General features: G+C 65.4%; 13 protein-coding genes and 1 pseudogene. 6 read left to right on the top strand and 8 right to left on the bottom strand.

Going from position 1 to position 12,771, the window contains the following annotated elements; genetic code table 11:
* From EN742_RS38960 to EN742_RS01155, 3 genes and pseudogenes are all read right to left on the bottom strand, one after another.
* Window positions 1–207, bottom strand: a pseudogene (locus tag EN742_RS38960) (LacI family DNA-binding transcriptional regulator); the annotation flags it as partial.
* A 112-nt stretch (window positions 208–319) separates the two neighbouring features.
* Window positions 320–1,204, bottom strand: coding sequence for a DMT family transporter (locus EN742_RS01160; protein WP_189375086.1), 885 nt, complete (start codon window positions 1,202–1,204; stop codon window positions 320–322).
* A 194-nt stretch (window positions 1,205–1,398) separates the two neighbouring features.
* Complete coding sequence (locus EN742_RS01155) at window positions 1,399–1,806, bottom strand: DUF2000 family protein (RefSeq protein WP_127405708.1); 408 nt, start codon at window positions 1,804–1,806, stop codon at window positions 1,399–1,401.
* A 49-nt stretch (window positions 1,807–1,855) separates the two neighbouring features.
* On the opposite strand from EN742_RS01155, the gene EN742_RS01150 reads away from it, so the two are divergent.
* Window positions 1,856–2,764 carry an AraC family transcriptional regulator gene (locus tag EN742_RS01150; RefSeq protein WP_126059265.1) on the top strand — a complete coding sequence of 303 codons (909 nt, stop codon included), beginning with the start codon at window positions 1,856–1,858 and terminating at the stop codon, window positions 2,762–2,764.
* Window positions 2,765–3,015: 251 nt separating this feature from the next.
* Here the strand turns inward: EN742_RS01150 and EN742_RS01145 are convergent, their stop codons facing one another.
* Both EN742_RS01145 and EN742_RS01140 read right to left on the bottom strand, forming a co-directional pair.
* Window positions 3,016–3,486, bottom strand: coding sequence for a MarR family winged helix-turn-helix transcriptional regulator (locus EN742_RS01145; protein ID WP_126056989.1), 471 nt, complete (start codon window positions 3,484–3,486; stop codon window positions 3,016–3,018).
* Window positions 3,487–3,705: 219 nt separating this feature from the next.
* A complete protein-coding gene (locus EN742_RS01140) occupies window positions 3,706–4,437 on the bottom strand; it encodes an intradiol ring-cleavage dioxygenase (RefSeq protein ID WP_126056988.1) in 732 nt (243 codons plus the stop codon).
* Window positions 4,438–4,572: 135 nt separating this feature from the next.
* Here EN742_RS01140 and EN742_RS01135 point away from each other — a divergent pair, with 135 nt between their 5' ends.
* Window positions 4,573–5,616 (top strand): GTP-binding protein, encoded by a 1,044-nt coding sequence (locus EN742_RS01135; RefSeq protein WP_126056987.1) that lies wholly within the window; start codon window positions 4,573–4,575, stop codon window positions 5,614–5,616.
* Window positions 5,617–5,964: 348 nt separating this feature from the next.
* The gene (locus tag EN742_RS01125) at window positions 5,965–6,939 is read left to right on the top strand and encodes a WD40 repeat domain-containing protein (RefSeq protein ID WP_126056986.1); all 975 of its coding nucleotides are present in this window, start codon (window positions 5,965–5,967) and stop codon (window positions 6,937–6,939) included.
* 6 nt (window positions 6,940–6,945) lie between these two features.
* Here the strand turns inward: EN742_RS01125 and EN742_RS01120 are convergent, their stop codons facing one another.
* Window positions 6,946–7,398: a hypothetical protein gene (locus EN742_RS01120; RefSeq protein ID WP_126056985.1), complete on the bottom strand. Its 453-nt coding sequence runs from the start codon at window positions 7,396–7,398 to the stop codon at window positions 6,946–6,948.
* A gap of 158 nt (window positions 7,399–7,556) precedes the next feature.
* Here EN742_RS01120 and EN742_RS01115 point away from each other — a divergent pair, with 158 nt between their 5' ends.
* Genes EN742_RS01115 through EN742_RS01105 form a run of 3 tightly spaced genes read left to right on the top strand, consistent with a single transcriptional unit; the run spans window position 7,557 to window position 11,087 of the window.
* Complete coding sequence (locus tag EN742_RS01115) at window positions 7,557–8,939, top strand: aspartate aminotransferase family protein (protein WP_128332273.1); 1,383 nt, start codon at window positions 7,557–7,559, stop codon at window positions 8,937–8,939.
* 46 nt (window positions 8,940–8,985) lie between these two features.
* A complete protein-coding gene (locus EN742_RS01110) occupies window positions 8,986–10,371 on the top strand; it encodes a glutamine synthetase family protein (protein ID WP_127407107.1) in 1,386 nt (461 codons plus the stop codon).
* 53 nt (window positions 10,372–10,424) lie between these two features.
* Complete coding sequence (locus EN742_RS01105) at window positions 10,425–11,087, top strand: UdgX family uracil-DNA binding protein (protein WP_127407106.1); 663 nt, start codon at window positions 10,425–10,427, stop codon at window positions 11,085–11,087.
* Window positions 11,088–11,278: 191 nt separating this feature from the next.
* Here EN742_RS01105 and EN742_RS01100 read toward each other — a convergent pair whose 3' ends face one another.
* Both EN742_RS01100 and EN742_RS01095 read right to left on the bottom strand, forming a co-directional pair.
* Window positions 11,279–12,538, bottom strand: a complete 1,260-nt coding sequence (locus EN742_RS01100; protein WP_127420578.1) for a glycerate kinase — start codon at window positions 12,536–12,538, stop codon at window positions 11,279–11,281.
* On the bottom strand, window positions 12,535–12,771 hold a 237-nt coding region (locus EN742_RS01095), incomplete at its 5' end, for a heme-binding protein (protein ID WP_189375085.1). The genes EN742_RS01100 and EN742_RS01095, both read right to left, overlap by 4 nt.

Raw genomic sequence — 12,771 nt, 5'->3', positions numbered from 1 at the left:
GATCGAGCGCAGGATCTCGGCGAAGAACGGGTTCATGATGTCGTGCACGACGACGCCGACAATGCCCGAGCGCGAGGTGCGCAGGCTGGCGGCGCGGCGATTGTAGATATACCCGATGGCGCGGGCATGTTCCTTGATGCGGTCGCGTGTGCTGCCCGCCACCAGCGGACTGTCGCGCAGCGCCAGCGACACCGTGGCCGTGGACACACCGAGCGCATCCGCGATCGTCGAAAGCTTGATCTTCTGTGCCAGCCCCTTCGCTCCCCGAACCGATTTAAACTGTTTAAAGGCGGCTCTTATGCCATCGATCCGGGGCAAATCAAAGTTTTTTTGCCAGGGCTTCGGCCTCTGCGTCCAGCGTGGCGCTGTTGCGCAGGCGAAGCCGGTGTTCGCGATGGATGATGTAAAGGCCGCTGGCGACGATGATGGCTGCGCCCAGCAGCGTCCAGCGGTCAGGGAACTGGTTGAAGATGACCCAGCCGGAGATGATCATCCACACCATCTGCGAATAGGGATAGGGGGCGAGCGCGGTGGTGGTCGCCAGGCGGTAGGCCTGCACCAGCAGCCAATGGCCGGTGGCGCCGAACACGCCGAGCATCAGGAGGATGAGCCAGTGCCAGCCGTCCTGCGGCAAGGCATGCGACAACGGCAGCGTGGGCAGGAGCAGCACCGCCGGCGCCAGCGCCGAAAACAGGATCAGACTTTCGGAAGTCTCGCTCGCCGACATGCGGCGGGTCATGATGACATAGAAGCTGTTCGACAGCATCGAGCCGAGCGCGAAGAGATGGCCGATGCCGAACACGCCGACGCCGGGCCGCGTGATGATCAGCACGCCGACGAAGCCGGTCAGGATCGCCAGCCAGCGCCGCCAGCCCGCCCATTCGCCAAGTAGCGGACCGGCAAGCGCGGTGATCACCATCGGCCCGAAGAAGTAGATCGATGTCGTCTCGGCCAGTTGCAAGGTTCGCAGCGCGAAGATGTTGCACATGGTCGAGCCGAACAGGAAGGCGCCGCGCAGGATGTGCGCGGGCAGGTTCCTGGCGCGAAAACGCGACGGCGCGCGCCAGCCGCGCAGGAAGACGCCGACAAGCAGCACATGAACGATGAAGCGAGCCCAGGCGACGATCAGCGCCGAGACGCCGGCCAGCACCAGATATTTGCTGCTGGTGTCGAGAAAGGTGAAGCAGACGTACACGCACAGCATCAAAAGCATCGCCGCTGGCGGCGTTGCGCTGTCGTCTTGATTTTTGGGAATGCTCAAAGTCGGGCCGGGGAAAGGTAGACGCCACCCTTTTGCGGCAATCGCCGCTGGCCGGCAAGCCAAAAGCGACTGGCCCAACAAGCGTCCCGGACAGGCTCAGTCGAGGCGCTGCCGTGGACCAGCGCTGCCGGCCTGAATCATGACTGCATGCGGGCGCCCTTGGTGATCTTGTCGACGAGCTTCTTCTCGGCACGGAGCGCGATGCCGACGACCCTGGCGTCTTCGGGCGCGAATTCGGCGAAGACGGCGCGGTTGGCGGCGTCGTGCCCGGTCGAGAACATCTCCTCGACATAGGCCGATGCCGTCACCCCGCGCTCCAGCGCCCGGCGATGAATCGCGTTCAGCGTCGGCCCGTCCGCCGACAGCACGATGACCGGCTGGATCGACAGCGGGTTGTAGATGTTGCCGGCACGGTCGCGGTAGGGCTCGCCGATGATCTCCGGAAACTGAGCGACGATGCCGCTGGTGAGAAACGCGGTGACATTGAGCTTCTGCCAGACGGCGAGATCGTCCCTGAGCACGATTGCAAATTTCGTATCGAACACCAAGATTCAAGTCTCCGGGAGGCGGCCTATGACAGGCCTGGTTGAAGCGATGGCGCACGATCTAGCCGCAGAGCCTGTGCAGGGTCTTGAACGTTCGTGCTCGGGCGAGGTCGCTCCCGGGGACCGTATCGTGTCGGCGCCGGGCGGCACTGGCATCGAACGCATCGAGGCGCGCTTCCACGGCAACGCCTTCGAACTGCACCGCCACGACACCTACGCCATTGGCGTGACGCTCGATGGCGTCCAGCGCTTCCACTATCGCGGCGCGCTGCGGCACAGCCTGCCCGGCCAGGTGATCGTGCTGCATCCCGACGAACTGCACGATGGCGGCGCCGGCACGGAGGAAGGACTGCGTTATCGCATCCTCTATCTGGAACCGTCGCTGCTCATTGACTGCCTGGATGGTGAGCCGCTGCCTTTCGTCGCGGACGCCGTGGTGAGCGACCCGGCGCTGCGCGGCACGCTGCTGTCGGCGCTGGCGCCGCTGCAGGAAGAGTTGGACGAGCTGTTCGTCGCCGATTTCATCGCGCAGCTGGCGCGGAATCTGGGCCGACATGCCGGACAGCCGGCGAAGCCGATGGGAATGACTGCATGGCGCGCAGCAGCGCTTGCGCGCGACTATCTCGAAGAGAATGCCGGGCGGCCGGTGCGGTCAGGTGAGCTGGAAGCCGTTACCGGCCTCGACCGCTACGCGCTCTCGCGCCATTTCCGCGCCACTTACGCCACCAGCCCGCACCGCTTCCTTGTAATGCGCCGGCTGCAGCGGGCACGACGGATGATCGAGGCTGGCGAGCCGCTGGCCGAAATCGCCGTTGCCGCCGGCTTCAGCGACCAGAGCCATTTCAACCGTCATTTCAAGAAGGCGTTCGGGCTTACGCCCGGGCGTTGGTCGATGCTGGTGCGAAGCGGGACACGCAGCGTCGTCGCTCCACACATCCACGTTGGCATTGTTCCGTAAGCGCGACGCGCAGCGTCGTCGCTCAACCCACCCACGTTGGCATTGTTCCGTAAGCGCGACGCGCAGCGTGATCGCTCAACCGCGAGACGCCCTGTGATAGCTCTCAGGCGCGACGCGCAGCGTCGTGGCCCTTTCCGCTAAGCCGCCGATGCTAGGGCGCTACTTGAAGGGCAACGCTGGCGCACTGCACCGCGACGACGCTTCGCGTCGCGCCTACGCGTCGCTGCGAGACGACGCTGACGCGTCGCTCGTTAATCATCGAGTTCGGCGTCGTCGTCGATGAGCACCAGATCTTCGTTGGAAAGGTTGGCCTCGACCCGGGCGAGCAGCTTGAACAGCGCCTTCTGGTCCTTCTTGTCGAGGCCCTTCAGCGCCTGCTTTTCGGTCTTCTTCACCGACTTCTCGATGGCGCGGATGGTCTCGCGGCCGGTATCGGTGAGGAAGATATGCGCCTGTCGGGCATCGGCGTTGGAGGCGCGCTTTTCGAGAAAACCTTGCGCCTGCAGCCGATTGATGGTCTTGGTGATGGTCGGCGGGCGCACGCCGAGACGGCCGGCGAGGTTGCCCGGCGTCTGGCCGTCCTCGCGGTCGAGCGCCAGCATGATCTGGTCCTGGCCGGCATAGAAACCATGCGCCAAAAGCCGGGCGGCGAGCGCCGTTCGCGCCAGTCGCGCCGCCGAATGCAGCCGGCTCATTGTCGCTGTCTTGTCCGCCTTGGCCATGGTCATCCCTCTTCGGCCGAACCGGTGGCGACAGCATAGAGGCTGCCTGCCGGTTGGCAATCGACGATCAAAAAGAATCCGGCTTGCAGAACAGCTTTGCCGGCAAGCATTGCGACGTCCGCCGTGGTGATGCCAGATGTTTATTTCAGTTAGATGACAAACGACTTTTCCCCTGGAGGAAGGCTTTCCGGCGGGCGCGTCGAGGCGTGCAAACCAGCCTCAGACGGACTTCACCGCGACGACCAGGAGCGCCTGGTAGGAGTCCGCCGCCTCGCGCAAGGCGGCCTGCGACAGCGGTCCCGAGCGTCTCGCGATGCCGTCCTGCGCGTTCGATGTGTCGCGCTTGCCGGCGCGCTCGGCATAGGGCGAAACGGTCGAAAAGATCTGGTCGCTGAGCGCGTCGGGGAAGAACAACTGGCCGGTCATCACCGAGCGATCGTCCGGGAAGACTTTGAAGTGGATATGGGTGGTGCGGCCGCGATACCAGCCGGGATAGATGGTGGCGAAGGACACGATGCCGCTTTCGTCCGTCTTCTGCCAGCCGCGCAGGAAGATCTGGCCCGACGTGTCGACATCCTCGCCATCGCCCTGGCCCGGATAGCCGGAATAGTGGCCTTGCGCGTCGCAATGCCAGATGTCGACGCGCCCCCCTGCAAGCGGGCGGCAGGCGGCATCGACCACCTGCAGCGTGACAGTCAGACCGACACCGCTCTTTCCCTCGGTGATGTCGGCGCGTTCGAGCTTCGGGTCGAAATAGAACGGCCCCTCGGTCGCCTCTGGCGTGATGGCGCAGACGCCGGCGCCGGCATCGAAAAGGGCAAGCCCGGCATAGGGCGAAACCTGCGCGGCAGGCGCGGTGGACGGCACAAAGCTGCCGCCGCCGGCGGTGACGGCAATCAGGCCGAGCGCCCGGCGCCGGGAGATTGGCAAGGAAGCTCGCTTGTCGGACATCTGGCGCCTTTCTGGCCTGCCTGGCTGGCCCATCGGTTTGCCGCGTGCAAAAGCGTGGCACACATCCTATATGGAGCCGACACTCCCCTTTTCGAAGCCCGGAATTCCGAGGCGAGAAGACTTTTGAGGCAAGACATGAGCCAAGCGCAGACGCAGATTCCCGTAACCGTGCTGACCGGCTATCTCGGCGCCGGCAAGACGACGCTGCTCAACCGCATCCTGTCGGAGAACCACGGCAAGCGCTATGCCGTCATCGTCAACGAGTTCGGCGAGATCGGCATCGACAACGACCTGATCGTGGAATCCGACGAGGAAATCTACGAGATGAACAATGGCTGCGTCTGCTGCACGGTACGCGGCGACCTGATCCGCGTCGTCGAAGGCCTGATGCGCCGTCCCGGCCGCTTCGACGCCATCGTCGTCGAGACTACCGGCTTGGCCGACCCCGTGCCAGTTGCGCAGACCTTCTTCATGGACGACGACGTGCGTTCCAAGACCAAGCTCGACGCGGTGGTGGCGCTGGTAGACGCCAAGCACCTGCCGCTCAGGTTGAAGGATTCCAAGGAGGCCGAGGACCAGATCGCCTTCGCCGACGTCGTCGTGCTCAACAAGACCGACCTCGTCACGCCGGACGAACTCGCCAAGGTCGAAGCGACGATCCGCGCCATCAACCCGGCGGCCCGGATCCATCGCACCCAGCGTGCCGGGGTGGCGCTGGCCGAGGTGCTCGATCGCGGCGCCTTCGACCTTGCCCGCGCGCTGGAGAACGACCCACATTTCCTCGAAGCGCACGACCACGATCACGACCACCACGATCACGACCATGATCACCATGACCACGATCACCATCACGACCACGCGCATGCTTCCGACATCCATGACGTGACGGTGCAGTCGGTGTCGCTGCGCGGCGGCGAGATGGACCCGAAGAAGTTCTTCCCGTGGATCGAGAAGATCACCCAGATGGAAGGTCCGAACATCCTGCGACTGAAGGGCATCATCGCGCTCAAGGGCGACGATGAGCGCTATGTCATCCAGGGGGTGCACATGATCATCGAGGGCGACCACCAACGCGCCTGGAAGGATGGCGAGAAGCATGAGAGCCGGCTGGTCTTCATCGGCCGCGAACTCGACGCCGAGCGGCTGCGCAAGAGCTTCGAGGCCTGCCAGGCGGCTTGAACGTTCGGGAGGAGGACAGGCTGCTTAGGGTCATCAAAGCACTGCCAAGCATTCTGTAGCGACAATTTCCAACCGTTGGCGCCGCCCCTCATCCGCCTGCCGGCACCTTCTCCCCGTATAGTGACGGGGAGAAGAAGGCTGGCCGCAATGTCGACGCCTATTCTGTAGCGCTGAAGATTGGCGAAATCATCCGCGACAACCCTCTTTCTCCCCGTCACTATACGGGGAGAAATGTCCGGCAGGACAATGAGGGGCGGCGCCATCGCTGGCGATTATCCCCCTCATGGTTGCCGGACGTACAAACGTCGAGTAAGCCGCCTTCTGCACTTTCACCAGACAAAGATAGCCATGCCCACAGTCGCCCCGCTTGATCTCGAAGGCCATTGCGTCGCCGCCGTCTTCCTCGGCGATGTGCCGCATTTCGCGCTCGCCGATGGCACAATCCACCGCTTCGACAACGGGCAAAAGACCGCGCAGGCCAATGATGGGCTGCTTGCCGCCTTCCATGACGCGGCCAACGATCGGCTGATCACCGGCGGCGAGGATGGCAAGGTCTTTTCGATCACCGCGGGCGGCAACGTCCAGGAACTGGCGAGCGCCGGCAAAAAATGGATCACCAGCGTCACCGCCGGGCCGCAGGGCGCGATCGCCTATGCATCCGGCAAGACCGCCTTCGTGCGCTTCGCCGACGGCAAGACCAAGGAGTTCGCCCATCCGCGCTCGGTCGAGGGGCTGGCCTTCTCGCCCAAGGGCATGCGTTTCGGTGTCGCCCGCTACAATGGCGCGACGCTGCATTTCCCCGCCGCCGAGGGCAAGCCGGTCGAGCTCGAATGGGCCGGCGCCCATACCGGCATCGCCTTCTCGCCGGACGGCGCCTTCCTCGTCACCACGATGCAGGAGAACGCGCTGCATGGCTGGAAGCTCGCCGATGGCAAGCACATGCGCATGAGCGGCTATCCGGCAAAGGTCAAAAGCCTGTCATGGGCGCCCAAGGGCAAATGGCTGGCGAGCTCGGGCGCGCCGGCGGCGATCGTCTGGCCGTTTACCGGCAAGGACGGCCCGATGGGCAAGGCGCCGCTGGAGCTCGGCACGCGCGGCAACGCCATGGTCACCACGGTCGCCTGCCATCCGAGCCAGGATGTGGTGGCGATCGGCTATGACGACGGCATGGTGATGGCGGTGCGCTTCGCCGACGCCAAGGAAGTGCTGCTGCGCCGCCCCGGCAAGGGCGCCATCACCGCGATGATGTGGGACGGGGAAGAGCGCCGTATCGTCTTCGGCAGCGCCGCCGGCGACTGCGGCGTCATCGACATCACGGCGTAGGCTCGACTATTCTGCCCCGCAGGATACTTTGCCTTTGACTTCAACCGGCTTGCCGTCCTGGTCCGTATCCGCCGCGGCGTCGTAGATGGCGAGCGTATAGCGCCCGTCATAGACGCCCTCGTCGCTGGTCTTGGTCAGGATCGTCAGTTCGACCGAGTTGATACGTTCAGCGACTTCGTGCTCGTGATAGATGTTCAGCCGCAATTCCTCGCCGTCGAGCCAGTATTGCGTCAGGTTCGAATCCTCGAAGACGGTCTTGCGCAGGCTGTCGCCGGCAGGTCTGCCGAGAATTTCGAGATCACCGCGAAAATTGAACGTCGGCCCTCCCATGCCCCTGGTGACGCCGGCTTCGACCTGGAATATCGCCGCAGCATCCTCGGCGGAGCACCAGATGCCGCCGCTCGCAAGAGCCCCGCCAGCCGACAGAAGCAATGTCGCAGTGCAAATCATCGCACGCATTTTTTCTCCCCCAAAACCACAAGCCAGGCCCGTATTGATGCCGGGCTTTGCCTCGAGGTCAAGCGCCAGCCGGCTGCCGCTGAACCAATGCAGGGCAAGCCGGCGGCCAATTGCGGTTTGAGACGGCGATTGTCTACAGTGCGCGCGAGAGGGACTTCATGCATTCAACCAGCCATTCAAAGACGTCGATCGGCGGCATCAGCCGCGAGCGCATTGCCGTGCTGCGCGAGACGGAGGCGGAGGTTTTCCGCAAGGCGCGGCCGAAATCGCTGGCCAAGGCCGGCAATGGCCTGCCCGGCTTTTTCGGCGGCGTGCCGATGCACTGGATGAACGATTGGCCGACGCCGTTCCCGATCCTGGTCGACAGCGCCAAGAGCGCCACCATCACCGACATCGACGGCAACCGGCTGGACGATTTCTGCCTCGGCGACACCGGTTCGATGTTCGGCCATTCGCCGCCGCCGGTCGCCCGCGCCATCCGCCGGCAGTCCGGGCGCGGCCTGACCTATATGCTGCCCAGCGAGGATGCGTTGGCCATCGGCCCGCTGCTCCAGCAGCGCTTCGGCCTGCCCTTCTGGCAGATTGCCACCACCGCGACCGACGCCAACCGTTTCGCGCTACGCGTTGCCCGCGCCGTCACCAACCGGGAGAAGATCCTGGTCTTCAACGGCTGCTACCACGGCTCGGTCGACGAGACGATGGTGCGGCTGATCGACGGCAAACCGGTGAACCGGCCGGGGCTCGCCGGCGAATTCCGCGATCTCACCCGGGCAACGAAGATCGTCGAATTCAACGACATCGCCGCGCTCGAAGCGGCGCTTGCGGACAGGGATGTCGCCTGCGTCATCACCGAGCCGGTGCTGACCAACTCCTGCATGGTGCTGCCGGAACCGGGCTTCCACGACGCGCTGCGGCGCCTCACCCGTGCCGCCGGCACGCTGCTCCTGATCGATGAGACGCACACCATCTCCACCGGCCCCGGCGGCTACACGAGGAAGCACGGGCTGGAGCCCGACCTCTTCGTGCTTGGCAAGCCGCTGGCCGGCGGCGTGCCGGCGAGCGTCTGGGGCCTGAGCGACGAGGTCGCCAGCCGCTACGCCGCCTACAACAGGGTGAAGGCGCCTGGCTATTCCGGCATGGGCACGACGCTGTCGGCCAATCCGCTGCAGTTCGCCACCATGCGCGCGGCGCTCGAGGAGGTGATGACCGAGGAAGCCTATGCCCGCATGGACCGGCTGGCGCGGCGGCTGGATGCCGGGCTGACGGCCGTCATCGACCGCTACCGTCTGCCCTGGCATGTCGCCCGCGTCGGCGCCCGGGTCGAGTTCATCTGTGCCCCGGGCCCGCTGCGCAACGGCGGCGAGGCGGAGGCGGCGCACGCGCCGGAGCTGGAGGCCGCCATCCACGTCGCGCTGGCCAACCGGGGCGTTCTGATCGCGCCCTTCCACAATATGATGCTGATCTCGCCGGCCACGACGGCGGCTCAGGTCAACAGGCTGATCACCGCTTTCGCGACGGTTGCGGCAAGGCTTGCGGCATGAGACAAGCAGCGGAAGATTGGCGGCCAGGCCAAAGCAGAGTTCGATCATGACCTCACCTTCGGGCTCGACGCCCCGCGAGGCGAAAGCCTTTCTCGATGCCCACCCCGAAATCGAGGCCTTCGACATCGTGCTCACCGACGCCAACGGCATCGGCCGTGGCAAGATCGTGCGCCGGCACGAGCTGATGGGCATTTTCGAGGCCGGCCGGCACCTGCCGATCTCGATTCTCGGCCTCGACATCACCGGCGAGGACGTGCACGAGACCGGCCTGGTCTGGGACACCGGTGATGGCGATCTGAGGGCATGGCCAATCCCCGGCACGCTGGTGCCGCTGTATGGCACCAACCCGCCGCGCGGCCAGGTGCTGATGGCGATGCACCATCTCGACGGCCAGCCGATGTCGTCCGATCCCCGCCTGGCGCTCAAGCGGCAGGTCGAGCGCCTGGCGGCCAAGGGGCTGCGTCCGGCCGGCGCCTTCGAGCTCGAATTTTTTCTTCTTGCCAATGAGCGCGATGCCGACGGCAAGGTGCAGCCGGCGCATGCCGTGCTCGACGGGCGCCGCTCGGCCAAGACCGAGGTCTATTCGGTTGACCATCTGCACGGCATGGAGCCGCTGTTTTCCGACATCTATGCCGCCGCCAGCGCACAAGGCATCCCGGCCGAGACGGTGATTTCCGAATATGCGCCCGGCCAGTACGAGCTGACGCTCAACTACCGCAAGGATGTGATGCGGGCAGCTGACGACCTCGTCATGCTGAAGCGGCTGGTCAGGGCGCAGGCGCGCCGCCACGGTGTCACCGCCTGCTTCATGGCCAAGCCGATCGAGAAATACGCTGGCTCTGGCATGCATTTCCATGTTTCGCTGCAAGATGATGCCGGAAAAAATGTGTTTGCCGAAGCCGGTGGCGAGAGCTGGTCGCCGCCGCTGCTGCAGGGTCTCGGCGGCCTGATCCAGACCATGGCGGAATCCATGCTGGTGTTTGCGCCGCATGCCAATTCATGGCGGCGCTTCGTTTCGCAATCCTACGCGCCGGTGGCGCCGACCTGGGGCGTCAACAACCGTTCGGTGGCGCTGCGCGTGCCGGCTGGCGACGCCAGGAACCGCCGCATCGAGCACCGTCCGTCGGGTGTCGACGCAAACCCTTATCTCGTGGCCGCGACCGTGCTCGCCGGGATTGTGAAAGGCATCGAGGAAGGGCTCGACCCCGGCCCGGAAACCACCGGCAACGGCTACGAAGCGGCCGTAACGCGCACCACCATGCCGGTGGACTGGCGCGCTGCGATCGAGGCGGCGCGGGCGTCCGATTTCCTGAAAGAGGCGCTCGGCCCCGATCTGCACCGGACATTCGTCGCGATCAAGCAGGCCGAATATCTGCGCGTCGCCCGCACTGTCAGCGAGCTGGACTACCACCTGTATCTGCACGAGGTGTGAGCGGAACCATCGCCCGCCCCGTCCATTTCACCCTGGAATGGATGAGGCATGGGATGGCCGCCACGAACCAGGCAAAGGCACCAGTCAGGCGCGGGTTGGACGATGCCAAACCGGTCCTTGGCGAGGATGCTTCGATAGCCGAACTGCGCGCTGCGGCGAAGCCCTGTCGCCGCTGCCCGCTGTGGCGCGACGCCACCCAGACGGTGTTCGGCGAGGGACCTGAGAATGCCGAGGTGATCTTCGTCGGCGAACAGCCGGGCGACCAGGAGGATGTGGCCGGCAAACCATTCGTCGGCCCGGCAGGAAGGATCCTCGACGCCACGCTGAACGATGCCGATATCGAGCGGCGCAAAACCTACGTCACCAATGCGGTGAAGCATTTCAAGTTCGAGCCGCGCGGCAAGCGCCGCATCCACTCCAAGCCGAATGCCGGTGAGATCCAGGCCTGCCGTTGGTGGCTGGACAGGGAACTCGATCTCATCCAGCCAAATCTGGTGGTGGCGCTCGGCGCGACCGCGGCGCAGGCGCTGCTCGGCAAGGCGGTGCCGGTGACGAAGATGCGCGGCGAGGTGATCGAGCGCGAAGACGGCCTGCGCGTCTTCATTACCATCCACCCATCCTTCATCCTGCGCATCCGGGAGCAGGAAGACAAGGAAGCCGAGCGGGAACGATTCCTCAAGGATATGAGAGAGGTGAAGCGGCTGATGGCGGTTTGATCAATTATGCTTCGGTGCGCCTCTTCGGATGCCCTCATTCAACTTTGATTGAAAAGCATCGACAGGTTCGCGCCGCCCCTCATTGCCCCTTCGTAGCCAGCTGCCTTCTCCCCGTCACTATACGGGGAGAAGGTGCCGGCAGGCGGATGAGGGGCAGCGCCGACGCTTGCGCAAGGGCAATGCGGCGCGCGTTAACGGACGAGAATCGCCCTTAAATCATTGACGTTCGTGCCCGTCGGCCCCGGCACAAAAAGATCGCCGATCGCATTGAAGGCCGTCCAGGCATTGTTGCCGGCGAGCATCGCCTTGGCGTCGATGCCGGCGGCGCGCATGCGCGCCACCGTCGAGCCATCGGCGAAGGCGCCGGCATTGTCCTCCGAGCCGTCGATGCCGTCGGTGTCCGCCGCCAGCGCGTGAATGCCGTCCAGGCCGCCAATGGCGATCGCAAAGGCGAGCAGGAATTCGGAATTGCGGCCGCCCTTGCCCTTTGCCCGTAGCGTCACCGTCGTCTCGCCGCCCGACAGGATCAGCACCGGCTTGGCGAACGGGCGGTCGCGCGTCGCTACCTCGCGCGCGATGGCGGCGTGGACGCCGCCGACCTCGCGCGCCTCGCCCTCGATGGAATCGGACAGGATGACGGCTTCAATTCCCTGCCGCTTTGCCTCGGCGGCGGCGGCTTCCAGCGACACGCCGGCCGACGCGATCAGATGCACTTCATTGCCGGCGAAGACCGGATCGTCCGGACGCGGCGCATCGGCGGTCGGCGAATTGATGTGCGCCATGACTGCTGCCGGCAGCTCCATGCCGTAGGCTGATATCGATGCCAGCGCATCCTCGCGGCTGCCGGTGTCGGGAACCGTCGGGCCGGATGCGACCAGGGCCGGATTGTCGCCGGGGATGTCGGAGACGACCAGCGACACCACTTTGGCCGGATGCGCCGCCGCCGCCAGCCGGCCGCCCTTGATGGTGGAGACATGCTTGCGGATCGTGTTCATCGCCGCGATCGGCGCGCCGGAGGCAAGCAGCGCCTCGTTGACGGCGATCTCGTCGGCCAGGGCCAGGCCCGGAGCGGGCGAGGGCAGCAGCGCCGAGCCGCCGCCGGAGATCAGCGCCACAACAAGATCGTCCGCCGTCAGCCCGCGCACCTTCTCCAGCAGCCGGCGCGAGGCCTCGAGCCCGGCCGCATCCGGCACCGGATGCGCCGCCTCGATGATCTCGATGCGCTCGCACTTCGCGCCATAGCCGTAGCGGGTGACGACCAGTCCCTCGATCGGGCCGTCCCAAACCTTTTCGAAGGCAGCTGCCATCTGCGCCGAGCCCTTGCCGGCGCCGATGACGATGGTGCGGCCCTTCGGCCTTGCCGGCAGATGGTCGCGGATCGTCTTTTCCGGATCGGCGGCGGCGACCGCGGCGTTGAAGATCGACGTCAGGAAGGATTTTGGGTCTGTCATTGTGCTTCCGGCGCCAGGGCCAATTGTTTGCGGTCGGCGCCCAGATGCGCGCACAGCGCGTCGACCACCACGCCGTGATCCTCACGCTCCGGCAGGCCCGAAACGGCAATCACGCCGATCACGCCCGCGCCCTTGACGGTGACCGGAAAGCCGCCGCCGGCCAGCACATAGTCGGCGACATCCAGCCCCTCGCCGACCTTGAAGGTGCGGTCGGGGCGCTGCTGCTCCAGCAC

Source organism: Mesorhizobium sp. M4A.F.Ca.ET.020.02.1.1 (genome assembly GCF_004022645.1).
GTDB lineage: Bacteria > Pseudomonadota > Alphaproteobacteria > Rhizobiales > Rhizobiaceae > Mesorhizobium.
This window is presented reverse-complemented; position numbering and strand designations above follow the sequence as displayed.

Coding starts and splice junctions, on each gene's coding strand:
- EN742_RS01160 (WP_189375086.1), bottom strand. CDS start 1,204: ATGCTGTGCGTGTACGTCTGCTTCACCTTTCTCGACACCAGCAGCAAA.
- EN742_RS01135 (WP_126056987.1), top strand. CDS start 4,573: ATGAGCCAAGCGCAGACGCAGATTCCCGTAACCGTGCTGACCGGCTAT.
- EN742_RS01150 (WP_126059265.1), top strand. CDS start 1,856: ATGGCGCACGATCTAGCCGCAGAGCCTGTGCAGGGTCTTGAACGTTCG.
- EN742_RS01125 (WP_126056986.1), top strand. CDS start 5,965: ATGCCCACAGTCGCCCCGCTTGATCTCGAAGGCCATTGCGTCGCCGCC.
- EN742_RS01115 (WP_128332273.1), top strand. CDS start 7,557: ATGCATTCAACCAGCCATTCAAAGACGTCGATCGGCGGCATCAGCCGC.
- EN742_RS01145 (WP_126056989.1), bottom strand. CDS start 3,486: ATGGCCAAGGCGGACAAGACAGCGACAATGAGCCGGCTGCATTCGGCG.
- EN742_RS01110 (WP_127407107.1), top strand. CDS start 8,986: ATGACCTCACCTTCGGGCTCGACGCCCCGCGAGGCGAAAGCCTTTCTC.
- EN742_RS01105 (WP_127407106.1), top strand. CDS start 10,425: ATGGCCGCCACGAACCAGGCAAAGGCACCAGTCAGGCGCGGGTTGGAC.
- EN742_RS01100 (WP_127420578.1), bottom strand. CDS start 12,538: ATGACAGACCCAAAATCCTTCCTGACGTCGATCTTCAACGCCGCGGTC.
- EN742_RS01140 (WP_126056988.1), bottom strand. CDS start 4,437: ATGTCCGACAAGCGAGCTTCCTTGCCAATCTCCCGGCGCCGGGCGCTC.
- EN742_RS01120 (WP_126056985.1), bottom strand. CDS start 7,398: ATGCGTGCGATGATTTGCACTGCGACATTGCTTCTGTCGGCTGGCGGG.